Origin of the sequence: Sporosarcina sp. E16_8, assembly GCF_017347095.1 — a bacterium.
Taxonomy (GTDB): Bacteria; Bacillota; Bacilli; order Bacillales_A; family Planococcaceae; genus Sporosarcina.
This window is the reverse complement of sequence record NZ_JADPRZ010000012.1, coordinates 29794-47697: the sequence shown is the minus strand read 5'-3', so window position 1 is coordinate 47697 and position 17904 is coordinate 29794. Positions and strand designations below refer to the sequence as shown.

Sequence of the window (17904 nt, the reverse complement as noted above, 5' to 3'; positions counted from 1 at the left end):
CGGCTGAATGCAGTTAAAATTCGCCTATTTCACCTTGTAAATCTTCCATAAATCCAAACATCCAATCTTGGACCTTCACCATAGCGTCTTCAGTAAACGCTTCTAATTCATCTTTATTCATTTTACCAATATTCACAGTGTCTTCCGTTTCAACTGGCATATCTACTTTCTTCACAACTTTTCCTTGTTGCTTTAAAATCAAATTGAACATATTAACGCCCATTGATTCTTCACTGAAAGTAAATTCATGTTTCGCTTTCATTGAATCATTTTCGTGCGTTGCGCTACCTTTCCAAATAACAGCAGGATCCACATCCCCATCTGTAAAGCCAAGTGAGCGAGTGAATGTCCGTTTTTTATCTTTTAGTTGTTCTTTTCCTTTATAGATGAACTTCATATCATCCATAGTTAATGTAATAGAATCAGTTGCTTTTTGATCTTTCCAGCTTAAATCGCCTTTGATTTTCACAATGTTTTCATCACCGAAGGAATCTTCTACGCCGACTGTGAAGTCCCATTTTTGCCCTGCTTTCTCTAGCAACTGTGTTCCGCTAATCATTAACGTATCGACATCAGTCTTATCTTCTCCAACACCCATTGCGAATTCACGTTTCACAATTTTGTTTGAATGGTGCCAGATTGTAGATTGCAATCCGTTTGGTAGTTTTATCGAATCCACGCCTTCAATCGCTTCATCAAGTCCATTTTCAAAGCCATCCATAATTGTTGTAATTTCATTATCGGATGTATCCCCAGCAAATGAAGTAAGTTTCATTTGTTCTTTCAGTATCGTTTTAAGTTTTTCATCTGATTTCGCTTTTTCCAATAAATCTTTCAGTAACTTTTTCACTTGTTGTTCTGTAAGATTCATCTTGATTTTTTTTGTTTTGATTTTTTTATCAAATACGGTAAGTTCTTCTTTTTCACTTGTAAATGCTTCTTCAGGAATTCCCTTAATAAGATACGCAATATATTCTTTTTCGACATATGTACGAGATTCTTCCGTCATCGAAAAGCCGTCTTCGAATAGCTGAGATAAACCTAGATTTTCATTTCCTTTATAATCTGGATCATTTTCTCGCATTAACTTCCCATAATCCTTATCGTCGAAGCGAATAAGTTCATCCATGAATGGCAATGAGGCCACGATTTTCTCAGTTGTCACAAAAACCGAACCAAAGTTCATGTTGACGCTGCCTAGTTCTCCCCTTAGATCCACTTCCAGCTCTTTCTTAACTGGATCAAAGACTTGTTTACTGGAAACTTTAGCGCTATTGACAATGCTTTGTACTTCTTGCATTTCATAGTCAGCGGATGGATCATTCCATTCGCCGGATAGGTCAAAATTTGATTCAACCGGCTTTTCCTGTTGAACTTCCAACCACCTTAGTTCATTCTTATAGCGGTCTTCTAAAATAGTACCCATTTGTTTAAACGTTTCTGCTTCTGCTAAAAGATATTGCACTTTCGGTGATTTATTCACCAAGAAAAATGCCGATACGCTACCGCCCACAATGACCAACGCAGTTAATATTATAATCATTACTAACTTGGGCGACTTGTTCTTCATTACTTTCTCTTCCATATTATCTCCTCCTAAATTTGAATTATGAACTAGAAATGTTTTGCTGAAGTAGAATTTTTTTCATATTCATATTTTTTCATACTATCACAGTCTATGTCTTTACTCAAAAAAAAGTTGGAAAAATTCACCTTTTGCTGCAATTAGTGATATTCGACTAGTCTCTTCTCCATACCAAAAGAATCATCCATTTCAAAGAACCATCTACCCTAAAGAGTAGATGGTTCTTTGAATGGATAGTGCTTATATTTTCACTGTTTGCTTCTTGTTTACCATACTGTGAACTTCTGTAGGTAATCCCCAAAGCTTGATGAACCCAACCGCTGCAGACTGGTCAAACGAGTCATCAGACGTATACGTTGCAAGGTTCATGTCGTAAAGTGAATTCGGTGACTTTCTGCCTTCAACAAGCGCATGCCCCTTGAACAGCTTCACACGTACTGTTCCATTGACGTATTGCTGTGTTTCTTTGATGAATACTTCTAATGCATCTCTAAGAGGTGAGAACCACAAGCCGTTATAGATTAACTCGCTCAACTTTTGTGAAATAATTGGTTTGAAATGAGCCAACTCTTTAACGAGTGTCAGATCTTCCAATTCCTTATGTGATTTCAATAATATAATTGCTCCTGGACATTCATAAACTTCTCGTGATTTGATACCAACAAGACGGTTTTCTACGTGGTCAATTCTTCCTACTCCGTGTTTTCCACCGATATCATTTAGTTTCATTATCAGCTCGCTAAGTGGATATAGCTGACCATCAATACTTACAGGTACACCCTTTACGAAATCAATTTCAATGACATCAGGCGTATCTGGCGCATTTTCAATTGAAACCGTAAGACCAAATGCCTCCTCAGGTGGTGCCGCCCAAGGATCTTCCAAGATTCCACATTCATTAGCACGCCCCCATAAATTTTGGTCGACGGAATATGGGCTTTCGAGATCGATTGGAATTGGTATATTTTTCTCTTTTGCGTAAGCAATTTCTTCTTCACGCGACCAACTCCACTCACGGACAGGAGCGATAACTTCCAATGATGGATCCAATGCTTTAATTGCCACTTCGAAACGTACTTGGTCATTCCCTTTTCCTGTACAGCCGTGCGCAACCGCAGTAGCATTTTCTCTATGTGCCACTTCGACAAGTTTTTTCGAAATTAACGGACGTGAAAGTGCCGATACGAGCGGGTATTTGTTTTCATAATAGGTTTGAGCTTGAAGGGAAAGCAACGCGTACTCCTGTGCGAATTCCTCTTTCGCATCAATTACATAACTGTTTACAGCTCCAACCTGCAATGCTTTCGCCTGGATGAAGTCCAAGTCTTTTCCTTCCCCGACATCAAGACAAACCGCCACTACATCATACCCTTGTTCCGTTAGCCACTGTACCGCCACAGAAGTATCTAGTCCACCCGAATATGCTAAAACCACTTTTTTCTTAGTCATTATTAAAATCCCCTTCCACTTACTCGCCTGTATGATTATGCAATAACTTGTATTTTTACAATAACATATTTTCAAATTAACACAATAGTTTTGTTGAATATTTTTTGAAATTGAAAAGAGTACACAATTTTTAGCCTGTGTACTCTTTTTAAGGGATTGTCATAAGCTTAACTAAGACCATGGGCTACCATTGCATCTGCTACTTTTAAAAATCCTGCAATATTGGCTCCCATTACGAGGTTACCGGGATGTCCATATTCTTCTGCTGCATCTAAGCAGCTCGTATAAATATTTTTCATAACGGTCTGAAGCCTTTCATCAACCTCTTCGACTGTCCAAGAGAGGCGCATGCTATTTTGGGACATTTCCATTGCCGATACCGCTACGCCGCCTGCATTCGCAGCCTTCGCCGGACCGAATAACGTTTTATGCTCGTGGAAAACCGCCATCGCTTCCAGCGTACAAGGCATATTCGCACCTTCCCCAATTGCTATTACACCGTTCGCAATCAGTATACGTGCAGCTATCTCATCAATTTCATTTTGCGTCGCACAAGGAAGCGCAATATCACATGGAATTGACCAGATTGCAGAACAATCATCGTAATACTTTGCTCCCGGATGTTCTTTAACATATTCTGAAATCCGTTTGTTCTCTACTTCTTTTAAACGCTTGATAGTATCAAGATCGATTCCATCTTCATCATAAATATAACCGCCTGAATCACTACAAGCCAGTACAGTAGCACCTAACTGCATTGCTTTTTCAATTGCATAAGTGGAAACGTTACCCGACCCGGAAACAACAACCTTTTTACCTGCAAAGCTTAAACCTGCTTCTTTTAACATCTCTTCAACAAAATAGACAGTTCCATAACCTGTTGCCTCTTTACGCCCAAGACTACCACCATGTTTTGGATCCTTGCCAGTGAATACGCCTGCTTCATAACCGCCTTTCAAGCGATTATACTGACCGAACATATACCCAATTTCTCTCTTACCAACCCCGATATCCCCTGCTGGAACGTCGGTATCAGGACCAATATATCTGCTCAACTCCGTGATGAAGCTTTGAGTGAAACGCATAATCTCACGGTCTGATTTACCTTTCGGATCAAAGTCAGAACCACCTTTACCTGCACCAATCGGTTGGCCTGTTAACGCATTCTTAAATATCTGTTCAAATGCGAGAAACTTCATGATGCTACTGTTTACAGAAGGATGGAATCGGATACCACCTTTATACGGTCCAAGATCACTGTTGAACTGGACACGGAAACCACGATTTACATGTACTTTACCTTGATCATCTTCCCATGCAACACGGAAAATGATGATGCGTTCCGGTTCTGTAATACGTTCTAAAATACCATTTGCTATATAGTCGGGATGCTTGGAAAAGACAGGTCGAAGAGAATCGAAAATCTCTCTTGTTGCTTGTAAAAACTCTTTCTCATCTGGATTTCTTTTCTTGATCAATTCATAGACTTCATGGACATAATCATTCGCTCTTTTTTTTCTATCATTGTGAGTTTCATTCAACTTCGTCATTTTACACTCATCCCTTTCTTGTATAAATTAAAGGTGGAAGCCGTTAAATCCATACTTCCACAACTGAATGATAGTTCAAAATCATTTAGTCATTTTTTAGTATTATCGCTGAAAACATGAATATATACAACTTTTTATCTATTGCTGAATAAGTAATTATACATCATTATGTCATATTTATGTATGAAAAATAAAAATATTTACTTTTTTCTGAAGAGAGAGTATTATTTAGTTATTCAAATATCTATTGATGAAGCATATACTTATCAGTGTAGCTGTCAAGAGCTATTAGAAAATTACAACTAGGAGAAAGAAGGTTAGGTCAATGAAATTTAAAAAGATACTCCGTACATTTGTTGGTGCGAATATAACGCTACTAGCGACTTTCGTTTTCCTACCTGTTTTACTTTTCAATCCGGATGTAGAATTTCTGACGAGTTTCATCAATTATATCAATAAAGAGTAAATAGATTTAAAAAATGAACCGCAGGTGCTCAGGCACAGCGGTTCATTTTTTTCAAGTGATTTTTCGAATGGCGAAATTGTCTTCCAACAGCAACCAGTTTTGCGGAAAAGCTAAGCCTAGTTTCCAATACATAATCCCGCGTAAGTTGAACTGCTTGATCAAGTCGAATTTAGCTTGAATGCTACGTGCATCTTCAAACCAAACTTCATGACGTACCCCTGTATCATCCGTGTATCTGAAATGCGGTGCCTGCGCCACATAGTCGTATTCGATATCGACTTCTTGATTTGTCGCAATCAGGATCGCCTGTTGAGGGCTTAAAGCCTTGGCAGCAGATCCACCCTGGCTCGGATAAGGTGTCGACCAATCGTAGCCATATAGATTTTGGCCTAAAAATATTTTTTCACTCGGAATTTGACTGACGGCATACTCGACAACGTCTCGAACAGGCCCGATTGGACTTACTGCCTGTGGATCGCTGTACGTATAGCCCCACTCATACGTCATGAGTGAAACAAAATCCACAATCTCCCCGTGCGCACGATAGTCATGAGCCCCGTAAATTCCTGTCCTGACGTCACTTGTCATTGGTGCGAGTGCGCTCGAAACTGTGAACCCTGCTTGGTGGAATCGATCTCTCGCATTTCGCAGAAAACGATTATAAAGCTCACGATCTTCTGGATGTAATAACTCAAAATCAAAATGAATGTCCTTATACCCGATTTCATTGGCCACTTGGATGAGATTGCCGAACAACCGATTTTGTGCCGCTTGATCAGTAAACAATACATGAGCAAGATCTGCATTAAATGCAAAGTTCTCCAAATTACTTACTACAAGTGCATTCGCTGCCCCCGCAGTACTCGCTATATTTGGAATGTCATCGATCGAGGGTGCTTTCAATGATCCGTCTCGTTGCGCCTCGTAACTGAACATAGCTAAGTACGTTAGTGCATCGACTCTTTGTTTAACTTCATCAATCATTACTTGAGTTACTGGGGTCCTAGGCTCTACATAGAGTAATGACTCAGCCGACTTTTTCGGCCGCGATGGAATGTAAAGACGTTGTCCCACCCGCAAGTTTTGCGATGGCGATAGTCGATTAATTGTTGCGAGCTCATTAACGGTCAAACCGTACATTTCGGCAATGACATAAAGCGACTGACCTGGCTGAACCCAATGATAGCTACCTGTAATCGGGATGACTAACGCTTGGCCTACAACGATACGTGATGGATCTGGCAACTCATTAGCTTGTGCAATTTCTTGATAATTAATGCCGTAAGCTTGAGCGATTCCATATATACTTTGACCTTTTTGAACCACATGAATCTGCATACCTATCATCTGCCTTTCATTAATAAAAATGCCCTCTACCCTAGACTATTTTTGTTAGAAGGAGATTATGCTTAGTTTGTTTTGATTTAACAATTTTCACGTATAGCTTCCACGTGATTATCCATACTATTGTTGATGAAAATCAATAACTATTAAGGAGGAATTTATACAGTGACACAAAATCCATTCGGCCAAACGGACAATCAAACTCACGAGAATATGCACACGGGTAGTGTTACGCAGCAAATGAATCATGGCGGTCATGAATTATTTGACGTACATGAGGCATTATCTGGGACTGTCGCATGTCTGAACCAAGCAATGCTATTACGAACACATGTGAAAGATCCCGAGTTACTTGATATTTTGGATCGCCAATACCGCTTTACTTTAGACGCATACAACATTACGGTTGAATGTTTCAAGACCGGACGAAATCCCTCACATCCAACTGGAAGATATGAGATGAAACAGGGCAATGACTTCGTGTATGGCATGAAACCGTCCCAACCGAAAAAACCGATGCAGTCCGAGGCAGACATATCGGATGAAATCATTTCAGGCTTTCTACTAGGCTCTGCAAAAGCTGGAGCATCCATGAAAACAATGGCTGCCACTGAAACATGTAACCCCGTCGTACGTCGCGTACTTGCCGACTCTGTACCCAATTGTATAGAAATGGCTTATGAACTGGCGATTTACCAAAACAAACACCATTATTATCAGGTGCCACAACTCGCCGCACAAGATATGCAACAATTATTGAATTCATTCGCCTCTTCACAAGGCCAACCGGGAATGCCGACTAACACTTTGCAGTAAATAACTGAAAACAAAAAATCAGATGCCCCCTCGAAATCGAGTGGACATCTGATTTTTTTATTACTATATATGTTGAACAAATAAATACCTATAATAAACTGAGCGAAGGCTTCCCCTAGCGCCGCAGCAAATTCAATGGGGCTCTTTATTACAACCTATTTACTCAAGCACGCAACTCATTCCAAAATCGAGTTGACGATATGTTTTGGTGAATTTTCAAAGAAGGATAAGTAGTGCATCGGATGACTTTTTGGAAAAAGTTTTTTTCTTATTGCATGCGAAGTCATACCTTGATTGTAAAGGGATTGAACTTCTTGTCGTATGCTTTCCAAGTAATCCAACTTCTTCTCAATCGCTTGTCTTCCAAAAACTTTGATCCCCGCATGAGAGCAAATATACGTTTCAAAATCATACGTCAATACTTTCCTTAATGACATAATAATTTCCGGAACAGATTCAAATGCAAACAAACTTTTAGGTGTCGGTTGTATATACAAATCACCGCCAAACATCCAACCTTTTTCCTGATTAAACAACGCAACATGGTCATGCGCGTGACCAGGTGTATGGATGACATTCCAGTTGTAGTTCTCTGTTGTAATCATGTCATTCAATTCAATCGGTTGAAACGGTTCTCTTTCACCCCAAAAAACTTTACGATAAAAAGGTAACTTCATATGCTTTTCACAGTCTTTAATCCCTAATTCATGAATATAAATCGGGACTTTCTTATTTTCTTGAAGCCAATATGCCAACCCCGTATGATCTTCGTGGTGGTGTGTTAAGATTACTTTCGTCATATCCCACTGTTCAAACAAGGGGATGAGTTTTGCTTTCATTTTCGCCGGTCCGGTATCAATTAATAACCCATCTATCATAAAAATGGAAACGGTCATTCTTTGCTTACCAAATGAAAGTACCATCTCAGCCTGTTTTAAATCCTCATAAGATGTAATTTTCATGAACACACCAACCGATCATTTTGACTTCGCAATAAGTTGAGAAGGTACATCGGCCTTGAAACGGACTAGTTCTCCAGTACGCGGATGTAAAAGTGCCAAAGCCGTAGCGTGAAGTCCAATCCGTTTGATTGGATTAACGGTAGATCCGTATTTTTTATCGCCAACAATTGGGTGACCAATATCCTCCATATGAACGCGAATCTGATTTTTACGGCCTGTTTCCAATTGAACTTCAAGTAAAGAGTAGTTACTATTTGACTGTAGCGTTTTGTAATGAGTTACAGCATGTTGACCGCCATTATCAGTCGGATTTGAGTATACTTTAAATGTTTTACTTTCCTTTAGCCATGATGAAACCGTTCCTTCTTTTCTCCTAACAGCACCTTCAACAAGTGCCGTATACATGCGTTCTTTCACGACTTCATTCCACGCGGCTTGTAATCCATTTTTTACTTCTTCATTTTTCGCGAACAACATCACACCCGATGTATCTCGGTCTAGACGGTGAACGATATAAACTCGGTTCCGTGGATTGGTTTCTTTTACATAGTCCATTAGCTGTCTATAAGCGGTCATGTCTTCCGGATTTTTTGAAGCGACTGATAGCAGACCTGCTTCTTTATTAATAACAATAATATCGTCATCTTCATGCAAAATAGTTACACCGACCAGCGTTTCCTCTTTCATTGCCGCCCGATTTTTAAGAATTTCAACACTTTGTCCAGCTTGAAGTGGATGATTATGTTGTGTTACCATCCTGCCATTAACTGTGACCTGTCCACGCGTCAGTATAGATTTCACTGAATTACGGCTACTAGACATCATCTCCAATAGAAATGGTAATAACTCCATTGGTTCTTTCACTGTATAAACGGATGTATCTTCTTTTCTACTTGCTGAATTCTTATGATTTTTTTTCATAATTAATAAACTCCTCACTCTCACTTCTTATTATCCTCAAATTGCCTCTACATTACAAACGCTGTATGATAAAATCAAGGAATTAATTTCAAATAGCAAAAAAAAGGGGGATTTTTATGCGAGTTGCGATATTCGATTTTGATGGAACACTGTATTCAGATGAAACTTTTCAACTACTAATGAGCCATTTAAGATACCACCCCGTCCATCATACAAATTATAAACGTTTTTACCGGGCCATCCTTCCACCTTATATCGGCCACAAGTTGAAACTAGTTCCGGAAGCCAAGATGAAAGAACGTTCCATGCAAATCTACTTGAATGCACTTGGACTAATGTCCATTAAAGAATTAGATGCCTACTTCGGAGAATTAACCGATCGGGTACGAGAAGGCTTTAATCCCGATGTCATTGCGCGTTTGAAACAGCACGCTACTGAAAATGTACATATCATGCTTGTTTCTGGTGCATACACATCGCTTTTGCAATCCGTCACAAAGGAGTTGCAGTTCGACACAATTATCGGTACTGAAATCCCCATGAAAGAGGGAAAAACTGATAATCGAACGCCACTTTATCATATACAAGGTCCACGAAAAAACGAAAAGATTCAAGAAGTACTACAAGGGTTAGATATCGACTGGAAAAATAGTTTTGCCTACGGAGATAGTTTTTCCGACTTGTCTGTACTGGAACTAGTCGGGAACCCTATTGCCGTTCGACCTGAACCACGATTAAAAGCTATAGCTAAAGAACGCGAATGGGAAATAATTTAAGTATCAAAAGCGCAAGCGCATGTTCAGAGGCGACAGGCATTAGGCGGGTACAAGAAGGCAGTCTAAGTTCGCGACGTCGTGTCGCAACAAGGAGGGATGCAATTCAATCCCTCCCCACTGCATGACCTGCATCCTACAGGCCCAAGCGGCGTTCTTTGACCGGGAAGGATACAGTTCAATCCTTCCTAGCCGGACCGACTTATGACCCGAGCCTCTAGGCGTTGGAGTCTGGACGTAATCAAAAGCGGAAGACGCCTATTTTCTAAAAAAAAAACGTACATCCGTATTAATGGATGTACGTTTCTTCAATATGTTCAAGTTAAACTTTTACACAACAAATCCTTTTTTAATTTCCGAACAGCTGGATGGATGATTAGTATAAATGTTTTCACCCTCTTTTCGCCCCGTTCTCCAATTTACTGAAATCTAATAAATCCATTAATTCGATCACGCTACTGATTTTTATCATAAAATATATTTTCATCATAAACATTGTAGCAAAGCTAATGTAAGCGCTGCATTTTCTCATTTTTCTAATTGAACTAAATTTTCTGTCTTGTGTTATTCTCGCGTTTATGGTAAAAATTTATAACAGCAGTTAAAAATACGAAGTGGAATGAGGTATGTTTAATGACGAGTCGTTATCAATCTTCTTTAGAAATGCATCGAATTCATACAGGCAAAATGGAAACTGTATCAAAGGTTCCACTTGAAAACCGTGTGGATCTTAGCCTAGCTTATTCTCCTGGAGTAGCAGATCCTTGTTTAGAAATCGCAAAAAACCCCTATGCAGTATACGACTATACAATCAAGGGAAATCTTGTGGCGGTTATTACTGATGGAACTGCCGTGTTAGGCTTAGGTGATATAGGACCCGAAGCAGCACTTCCTGTAATGGAAGGGAAAGCGATGCTGTTAAAAAGATATGCTAATATTGACTCGTTTCCAATCTGTCTAGGCACTAAAGATGTTGATATCATCGTGCAAACAATCAAAGCCATCAGCCCGACGTTTGGTGGCATCAATTTGGAAGACATCTCTGCCCCGCGCTGCTTCGAAATTGAGAAAAGGTTGCGTGAAGAGTGCGATATCCCTGTGTTTCATGATGATCAGCATGGTACTGCAATCGTTGTTGGCGCAGGATTATTAAATGCGTTAAAAGTCGTTAAGAAAAATAAGGAATCTGTTAAAATAGTCGTTAATGGGGCCGGTGCTGCCGGGATTGCAATAGTGAAACATCTCAAGAATATTGGATTTGAGCAGATTGTCATCTGTGATTCAAAAGGTATTATTTACAAGGGCCGCCCGAATGGTATGAATCCGACTAAAGATGAAATCGCCGAAATTACAAATCCCAAGGTCTTAACAGGCTCGTTACAAATTGCTATGACGGATGCTGACGTATTCATTGGTGTTTCTGCTGCCAATATATTGACGTTGGAGCATATTGGCTGCATGAGCACTGACCCGATTGTCTTTGCTTTGGCCAACCCAGACCCCGAGATCACGCCCACTTTGGCTAAAGCATATGGAGTTCGCATCATTGCAACCGGCAGATCCGATTATCCTAATCAAGTGAATAATGTGCTCGCGTTTCCTGGTATTTTCCGAGGGGCACTGGATGTCCGAGCAACCGAAATAAATGAAAGCATGAAACTGGCCGCAACTTACGCCATTGCATCATTGATTCATGAATCCGAGTTACGGGATGATTATATTGTTCCTGACCCTTTTGATGAAAGAGTTGTAAAAGTCGTCACACAGGCGGTGAGTAAAGCAGCGATTGAGTCAGGTGTATCTTCTCTTATGTGCGCCGTTCGCTAATTATTGAACACCAAATTGAAAAGCGTCAGGAAAAGTTTTATCTTTTCCCGACGCTTTTCCTTATTTTCCATCTTCGGACTTCATATCTACATGAAGACTTCCATCTGTTTGGACTTCTGCATAAAATACATTTCCGACATTGCCAATACCCTGCTTTTTCAATTGTTCGTACAACCATTCTTCCGTCAAATTTAGCTCCGTTAAATTTTTATCCGTAATTTTACCTTCTGCTATTACTTCAGTCGGTATATATTTAGGCACAGGTGAAGGAGCATTTACATCTTTTTTCGTTGCAGCTTCTTGCCCTGCTTTTTTTAAGACACTTAACTGTCCGTTTGTTTCAAGTATCGCATAATGAACATCTTTGATTGAAAAAATACTTTGTTCGCGAAGCATCATACTTAAATCATTTAAATGGAGACGCAACTTTTTCAAAGAATCTTCAACTATTTTCCCTTCATATACAACGATAGTAGGCTGATCATCAAGAATAATACGAGCCTTTTTCGATTTAAATGCAATGTAACTCATAAGCATCGTCAGGAATGCCCACCATATCATTGCTACGAGTCCATCCAAAAGTGGGGTTTTGGATACTCCCGCGATTTCCCCCGCTATAGAACCTATCGTGATACCCGTTACATAATGGAAGAACGTCAGCTGGGAAATTTGTTTTTTCCCCATAAATCGCGCAAGTATAAGCAGAACAATAAATGTAACCGTCACCCTCATAATCATTTCCCAAAAGTCCACTTCAAAAAAGTCTTCCAAGTTCACACCTCCGCTTTACATGGAGTATTCCACTATTGCCCAGTGCCTATACATCTAAGTGACTAGGTGATTACTGATAAAAGAAAAGAGAGCTCCGCCAATAGCCATGAATGACTTTTGGGAAAGCTCTCTCTATTTTTAAATTGCCTGTATTTTGTTCTTTTTCAATATTCCTGCGAGTAGGGCTGTAACTAAAGCACCAGCAACTATCGCTAATGCATATAGCAACACTTTTCCAATTCCACCATCGACAAGTCCCATAACGAAAACGCCGCCATGTGGTGCACGTAAACCAATATCAAATAACATCGTAAGTCCGCCAGCCAATGCAGCTCCAACTACGGATGCTGGGATGACACGCGCAGGGTCTGCCGCAGCAAACGGGATTACACCTTCCGTTATAAAGCAAGCTCCAAGGACGTAGGCCGTTTTCCCTGCTTCACGCTCTTGTTTTGTAAAACGTTTTTTGAACAATGTCGTTGCAATTGCCATGCCTAGTGGGGGCACCATTCCCGCTGCCATGACCGTCGCAATGAACCCGAAGTTTTGTGCATCAAGCATTGCAATGCCGAATGTGTAGGCGGCTTTGTTAATCGGACCTCCCATATCAATTGCCATCATTGCACCTAATAATATACCGACTAGCACCTGGTTTGTCCCACCAAGCCCTTCTAAAAATGCTGACATACCTGTGTATAATTTAGTTAATGGAGGATTGACCATCATCATGATTAGTCCAGTGATTGCAATGCTGAACACCGGGTAGAACAACACCGGCTTCAATCCCTCGAGCGCATCAGGTAGTGCCGCAAACGCCTTTTTAACGAGAACAGTTACATACCCTGCTAAGAAACCGGCAATGATTCCGCCTAGGAATCCAGAACCACCACTGACACCGTCCACACCTGTAACCGTAATGGCAATTAACCCACCGACCATACCAGGAGCAAATCCAGGGCGGTCAGCAATACTCGAAGCGATGAATCCCGCTAACACCGGGACCATCAGGAAGAATGCATTTCCACCGCCGATTGTATTTAGCATTGCAGCGAATGCATTGTAATCTGCACTATTTGGATCACTTGAATTAATACCCCAGAAGAATGATAACGCAATTAAAATTCCACCACCGACAACAAACGGAAGCATGTTAGACACACCATTCATCAAGTGTTTATAAAAGCCACTTTTGGTTTCGGATGTGTCACTATCATCTTTGGACTTTTCATGTTTATAAATTGGAGCATCTTTGATTATTGCACGATTCAGCAATTCTTCCGTTTCATAAATCGCTTTTCCGACCTTAGTCTGTATGACCGGCTTCCCATTAAACCTGGCCATTTCTACTTTAGTATCCGCGGCAACAATTATGGCATCCGCTTCAGCAATATCTGCGTCCGTTAAACGGTTTTTCACACCTGATGAACCGTTCGTTTCCACTTTAAGTGAAATGCCCATTTCTTTTGCTTTATCAGTCAATTTCTGTGCCGCCATGTAAGTATGCGCAATCCCCGTTGGGCATGCCGTAACGGCAAGTATTTTCGTTGTAGGTGAAAGGGTTGTTCTAGATTTATCAACCTCTTCAGGTCCTTCCAACTCGATTTCCTTGTCATTCACCGCTTGCAAAATTTCAGATTTTGACGAAGCACTTAAAACTTTCTCTCTGAAATTCGAATCCATCAAAAAAGTAGCTAACCTTGATAGCGCTTCCAAATGGTCGTTATTTGCTCCTTCACTCGCCGCAATCATGAAAAACAGATGAGCCGGCTGTCCGTCCAGCGATGCGTAGTCGATACCTGGTAAAGATCGCCCAAATGCGATTCCCGGAACCTTCACTGCAGCTGATTTAGCATGTGGGATTGCAATTCCATCACCGATTCCTGTTGTACTTTGCTCTTCTCGGGCCAAAATATCTTTTGTAAATGCCCCTTTATCAATCAAATTTCCTGCAAGGTCGAACTGATTGATCAGTTCAGTCAATACATCCTGTTTTGATGTCGCTTTCACGTCCAAAATAATCGTAGCTTCAGTCAATAATTGTGTGATTTTCATCATATTCATCCCCTTTATCTAATGAACTAATAAACACTTGATCCAGCAATGCTTGTACATCTTTTTTTCCACAAAGATCCACTTTAAATGCGGTTGCACTTCCACTCGCGACACCTTGCTTGAATGCCTTGACCGGATCCGCCTCTTGCGAGAAGGATGCTAGAAACCCGGATACAAGTGAATCACCAGCCCCCACTGTATTTACAACTTTCCCTTTTGGCGCTTCCGCAAAAACAGCAACCTCTTTCGTAACAAGCAGTGCTCCTTCCCCCCCCATCGAAACGATGACATGTTCGACGCCTTTTCCAACAAGCCTCCTTGCGTAATGCTGCGCTTGCTGTTTGTTTTCGATTACCGTATCGAACAATTCACCAAGCTCTTGCGCGTTAGGTTTAATAAGAAATGGATTCATGTCAATCAAGTATTTTAACGCAGGACCCGATGTATCTAGGACGAACCGGACGCCATTGTCATTACAAATTGTTGCGATATCCTTAAAAAAGTTTTTCGCTATTGATTCAGGAAGACGACCCGCAAGAACGAACCAATCACCTTTTTTCATTTTCTGCACTTTCGCAATCAATTGCTGTTGCTGTCCTATTGTTATATCGGGACCAGGTCCATTTAACTCAGTTTCTTCATCGGCTTTGATTTTCACATTGATACGCGTAATTTCTTCCGTTTGGATAAAGTCCGTATGAACCCCTTCTTGATGAAGAAACTGTTGAATATAATCACCTGTGAACCCACCTACAAAACCTAAAGCGATATTGTCAACCTCTAATCGTCGTAACACACGGGACACGTTAATTCCTTTTCCACCTGGATAGTAATATACTTCTTTAGACCGGTTCAGTTTACCGCTCCTGAATTCGGGTAAATAGGAAGTATAATCAAGCGAGGGTGTGATTGTGCACGTGTAAATCATGATTTCTCCACCTTTACTGTCGTCTTTTGTTCCAATAAGTTGATAGCTTGTTTTTCGAAATCACTAACAATTAATACGGCTTTATCGAGGGGCATAATTGCAGCAAAACTTACTTTGTTATATTTCGAATGATCCGCCACGACATATGTTTTTCTCGAGAGTGTGGCAGCAAGCCTTTTAACAGCGGCTTCTTCCGGATCCGGCGTTGAATATCCTATTTCCAGATGGAAACCGTTGACGCCAAGAAAGCATTTGTCAAACTGATAATCGCCAAGCGTTTGAATTGTTTGAGGTCCAACAAGTGCACGTGTGCGGGATTTTATATAGCCCCCCGTCAAATAAGTCGTTATTTCGTGTTCCATCAATAAATCAACATGTGTCACTCCGTTCGTCACAACGGTCACTTTTTTATCCTTTAAATAAGGAATCATCTGTATTGTGGTAGTTCCTGCATCAAGAAAAATGCAATCCCCTTCCTGGACAAAAGAGGCGGCATAATTGGCAAGCTGAATCTTCTCTTGAAGGTTTTTGGAGGATTTATCCGAAATACTAAGTTCTTTTGTGATTCGCTCGCTTATAGTAGCGCCTCCATGTATACGATCCAATTTGTTAAGGTCTTCAAGATCGTTCAAATCTCTGCGAATTGTCGACTCTGATGCGGATGTTGCATCAACCAATTCTTGAATTTTAACGGTCTTTTTCTCGATCAATAAATTCAAAATCAATTCATATCGTTCATTTGTCAGCATATGAACACCACCTCTAATTAGCTGTAAACTCATAATACTCGAAATCTCTTACACAATCAATCATATTCTTTCAGAGCCAGTCAATAACATTCATAATACAGAAATTAGCACCAACAATTAGGAGGAATACTCAATGATAGAAAAACAATATACAATTTTAGGAACTGCTGGTTTACACGCTCGTCCAACATCCGCTCTCGTTAGTGCGGTCAGTTCTTTTAAATCGGATATCACACTGGAATACGTAGGTAAAAAAGTGAACCTGAAATCTATTTTAGGTGTTATGTCACTTGGAGTAGCTTCAGGCACTACTATTATAATTGCAGCGGATGGTGAAGATGAAGCAGATCCAATAGCAAAAGTCGATGCAATTATGGAATCTGAAGGCCTTGGAAAGTAATAACAACCACGAGTTTTGACATTTGCAAAAGACCTCTAAATTAATTTCATCAGAAAATGAAAAGCCACGAAAGGTATCAGTTACCATCCGTGGCTTTTCGCATATTGTTTTCTTAATCTAATTTCACTCTCAGTATTGCACCTGTATTCGCATCAATTTTCACTTCATACTTATAACCATCCGCCGTTCTAATGTCAATTTCATATACTAACATTCCATCGTCATAATCCAATTCTGCTTTCACAACCTGGCCTGGAACTCGTTCTAGTGCAATGGCCATCGCCTGTTCTATTGTAATCCTCCGGTATTGTGGGTTCTGATAATGTTCATGCCAATGTTGATGTTGATTTTGTCGATTCTGATTCGTCACCCATTCTCCTCCAATTCAATTATCGCGGTATCCTTAATATTCTATTCAAGGTGGGCGAATATGTGCTGAACACCTAAACCTATAACTGAAAAAACAACTAAGCAGGTCCTCAGTACATGATTTATACTTGAGGCCTACTTATTTGCGTTCATATTTTTCATCATTTGATAGCCATACCTTTCAATCAACGTTTTCCTCTTGTTCTTCCTGCTTTTGACTCAATATAAAACGCGGCGAAACTTGATCCGATTTAGTCAATATTTTGGATATATATGAAGACGTCATGCTGTAGCTACCTTCTATTTTTCCCGTTAAAAAGTTAGTTCGTTTGAATAAGGCAGAGCGTAGATAAAACAACTGTCTTATCACTTTACCAAGCAATCCTTCTTGGTTGTCCAATCTACTAATCACTTCTTTTTGCACATCATTTTGTTTCAATATTTGCTTGGACAATAGCTTTTGATAATCTAATTGTTCATTCATTTTTACCATGATTTCCTCATTTGCAGTATTCATCGTTTCCATACGAGTGACCATTTCTTCATTTGACTGACTGACCTCATTCACTTTTCCGAAGAATTCCCGATTCATTATTCGCTCATGTATCAACGTACGTTGTAACATTTCATTTTTAAGTTCTACTATTTTTAACGATTCCATAACATCGTTCCCAAACGCTTCATGCCTAATATCATTTTCCTTAATTTCATTCAAACGATTATGGATTGATTTCAATTGATTGGATTGTGAATTCTTCTGTTTCTTTAGTAATGTTTCCATGATATTGAACTGATCGCCAACTAAATGAGTCGCTTCACTCTGTTCCTTCATCCATTCCGCTAACGGATCTATCTTATAGTGTTCTTGATTCCTCCCTAAAATGTCTGCATTATTATTAAAAACATTCGGGTGCCCATTTTTGTTAATAAACAACCCCATCG

The 17904-nt window shown here is 40.1% G+C and carries 17 protein-coding genes; 5 read left to right on the top strand and 12 right to left on the bottom strand.

Annotation, left to right across the window (positions count from 1 at the left end; translation table 11 throughout):
- Positions 1-13: 13 nt before the first annotated feature.
- The 3 genes from I2484_RS10300 to gdhA form a co-directional block, all read right to left on the bottom strand.
- A complete protein-coding gene (locus I2484_RS10300) occupies positions 14-1585 on the bottom strand; it encodes a DUF6583 family protein (protein WP_207150932.1) in 1572 nt (523 codons plus the stop codon).
- A 240-nt stretch (positions 1586-1825) separates the two neighbouring features.
- Positions 1826-3037: an argininosuccinate synthase gene (locus I2484_RS10295; protein WP_207150966.1), complete on the bottom strand. Its 1212-nt coding sequence runs from the start codon at positions 3035-3037 to the stop codon at positions 1826-1828.
- Between the two features lie 164 nt (positions 3038-3201).
- Entirely contained in the window at positions 3202-4584 is a 1383-nt protein-coding gene (gene gdhA / locus I2484_RS10290) for an NADP-specific glutamate dehydrogenase (RefSeq protein ID WP_207150931.1), read from the bottom strand.
- 325 nt (positions 4585-4909) lie between these two features.
- Here gdhA and I2484_RS10285 point away from each other — a divergent pair, with 325 nt between their 5' ends.
- Positions 4910-5050, top strand: coding sequence for a hypothetical protein (locus I2484_RS10285; protein ID WP_207150930.1), 141 nt, complete (start codon positions 4910-4912; stop codon positions 5048-5050).
- A gap of 51 nt (positions 5051-5101) precedes the next feature.
- Here the strand turns inward: I2484_RS10285 and I2484_RS10280 are convergent, their stop codons facing one another.
- Positions 5102-6388: a glycoside hydrolase family 18 protein gene (locus I2484_RS10280; protein ID WP_207150929.1), complete on the bottom strand. Its 1287-nt coding sequence runs from the start codon at positions 6386-6388 to the stop codon at positions 5102-5104.
- A gap of 171 nt (positions 6389-6559) precedes the next feature.
- Here I2484_RS10280 and I2484_RS10275 point away from each other — a divergent pair, with 171 nt between their 5' ends.
- Entirely contained in the window at positions 6560-7210 is a 651-nt protein-coding gene (locus I2484_RS10275; protein ID WP_346014178.1) for a spore coat protein, read from the top strand.
- 176 nt (positions 7211-7386) lie between these two features.
- Here the strand turns inward: I2484_RS10275 and I2484_RS10270 are convergent, their stop codons facing one another.
- On the bottom strand, positions 7387-8172 hold the full coding sequence (locus I2484_RS10270; RefSeq protein WP_207150928.1) for an MBL fold metallo-hydrolase: 786 nt from the start codon (positions 8170-8172) through the stop codon (positions 7387-7389).
- A 15-nt stretch (positions 8173-8187) separates the two neighbouring features.
- Positions 8188-9093: an RluA family pseudouridine synthase gene (locus I2484_RS10265; protein ID WP_207150927.1), complete on the bottom strand. Its 906-nt coding sequence runs from the start codon at positions 9091-9093 to the stop codon at positions 8188-8190.
- Between the two features lie 116 nt (positions 9094-9209).
- Here I2484_RS10265 and I2484_RS10260 point away from each other — a divergent pair, with 116 nt between their 5' ends.
- Both I2484_RS10260 and I2484_RS10255 read left to right on the top strand, forming a co-directional pair.
- A complete protein-coding gene (locus I2484_RS10260) occupies positions 9210-9869 on the top strand; it encodes an HAD family hydrolase (protein WP_207150926.1) in 660 nt (219 codons plus the stop codon).
- Positions 9870-10499: 630 nt separating this feature from the next.
- Complete coding sequence (locus I2484_RS10255) at positions 10500-11693, top strand: NAD(P)-dependent malic enzyme (RefSeq protein ID WP_207150925.1); 1194 nt, start codon at positions 10500-10502, stop codon at positions 11691-11693.
- Between the two features lie 60 nt (positions 11694-11753).
- Here I2484_RS10255 and I2484_RS10250 read toward each other — a convergent pair whose 3' ends face one another.
- The 4 genes from I2484_RS10250 to I2484_RS10235 form a co-directional block, all read right to left on the bottom strand.
- Positions 11754-12464, bottom strand: coding sequence for a YetF domain-containing protein (locus I2484_RS10250; RefSeq protein WP_481886398.1), 711 nt, complete (start codon positions 12462-12464; stop codon positions 11754-11756).
- A 138-nt stretch (positions 12465-12602) separates the two neighbouring features.
- Positions 12603-14516 (bottom strand): PTS fructose transporter subunit IIABC, encoded by a 1914-nt coding sequence (locus I2484_RS10245; RefSeq protein ID WP_207150963.1) that lies wholly within the window; start codon positions 14514-14516, stop codon positions 12603-12605.
- Positions 14491-15444, bottom strand: coding sequence for a 1-phosphofructokinase (gene pfkB, locus I2484_RS10240; protein WP_207150924.1), 954 nt, complete (start codon positions 15442-15444; stop codon positions 14491-14493). Before pfkB ends, I2484_RS10245 begins: the two co-directional genes overlap by 26 nt.
- The gene (locus I2484_RS10235; RefSeq protein ID WP_207150923.1) at positions 15441-16193 is read right to left on the bottom strand and encodes a DeoR/GlpR family DNA-binding transcription regulator; all 753 of its coding nucleotides are present in this window, start codon (positions 16191-16193) and stop codon (positions 15441-15443) included. Before I2484_RS10235 ends, pfkB begins: the two co-directional genes overlap by 4 nt.
- A gap of 133 nt (positions 16194-16326) precedes the next feature.
- Here I2484_RS10235 and I2484_RS10230 point away from each other — a divergent pair, with 133 nt between their 5' ends.
- The gene (locus tag I2484_RS10230) at positions 16327-16593 is read left to right on the top strand and encodes a phosphocarrier protein HPr (protein WP_218627977.1); all 267 of its coding nucleotides are present in this window, start codon (positions 16327-16329) and stop codon (positions 16591-16593) included.
- A 112-nt stretch (positions 16594-16705) separates the two neighbouring features.
- Here I2484_RS10230 and I2484_RS10225 read toward each other — a convergent pair whose 3' ends face one another.
- Positions 16706-16963 carry a PepSY domain-containing protein gene (locus tag I2484_RS10225; RefSeq protein WP_207150922.1) on the bottom strand — a complete coding sequence of 86 codons (258 nt, stop codon included), beginning with the start codon at positions 16961-16963 and terminating at the stop codon, positions 16706-16708.
- A 180-nt stretch (positions 16964-17143) separates the two neighbouring features.
- The gene (locus tag I2484_RS10220) at positions 17144-17902 is read right to left on the bottom strand and encodes a hypothetical protein (protein WP_207150921.1); all 759 of its coding nucleotides are present in this window, start codon (positions 17900-17902) and stop codon (positions 17144-17146) included.
- Between the last annotated feature and the right edge of the window lie 2 nt (positions 17903-17904).

Excerpts from the sequence above, each read along its gene's own strand:
- gdhA (WP_207150931.1), bottom strand. The coding sequence starts at position 4,584 with ATGACGAAGTTGAATGAAACTCACAATGATAGAAAAAAAAGAGCGAAT.
- I2484_RS10235 (WP_207150923.1), bottom strand. The coding sequence starts at position 16,193 with ATGCTGACAAATGAACGATATGAATTGATTTTGAATTTATTGATCGAG.
- I2484_RS10300 (WP_207150932.1), bottom strand. The coding sequence starts at position 1,585 with ATGGAAGAGAAAGTAATGAAGAACAAGTCGCCCAAGTTAGTAATGATT.
- I2484_RS10245 (WP_207150963.1), bottom strand. The coding sequence starts at position 14,516 with ATGAAAATCACACAATTATTGACTGAAGCTACGATTATTTTGGACGTG.
- I2484_RS10220 (WP_207150921.1), bottom strand. The coding sequence starts at position 17,902 with ATGGGGTTGTTTATTAACAAAAATGGGCACCCGAATGTTTTTAATAAT.
- pfkB (WP_207150924.1), bottom strand. The coding sequence starts at position 15,444 with ATGATTTACACGTGCACAATCACACCCTCGCTTGATTATACTTCCTAT.
- I2484_RS10280 (WP_207150929.1), bottom strand. The coding sequence starts at position 6,388 with ATGCAGATTCATGTGGTTCAAAAAGGTCAAAGTATATATGGAATCGCT.
- I2484_RS10265 (WP_207150927.1), bottom strand. The coding sequence starts at position 9,093 with ATGAAAAAAAATCATAAGAATTCAGCAAGTAGAAAAGAAGATACATCC.
- I2484_RS10285 (WP_207150930.1), top strand. The coding sequence starts at position 4,910 with ATGAAATTTAAAAAGATACTCCGTACATTTGTTGGTGCGAATATAACG.
- I2484_RS10260 (WP_207150926.1), top strand. The coding sequence starts at position 9,210 with ATGCGAGTTGCGATATTCGATTTTGATGGAACACTGTATTCAGATGAA.
- I2484_RS10270 (WP_207150928.1), bottom strand. The coding sequence starts at position 8,172 with ATGAAAATTACATCTTATGAGGATTTAAAACAGGCTGAGATGGTACTT.
- I2484_RS10230 (WP_218627977.1), top strand. The coding sequence starts at position 16,327 with ATGATAGAAAAACAATATACAATTTTAGGAACTGCTGGTTTACACGCT.
- I2484_RS10255 (WP_207150925.1), top strand. The coding sequence starts at position 10,500 with ATGACGAGTCGTTATCAATCTTCTTTAGAAATGCATCGAATTCATACA.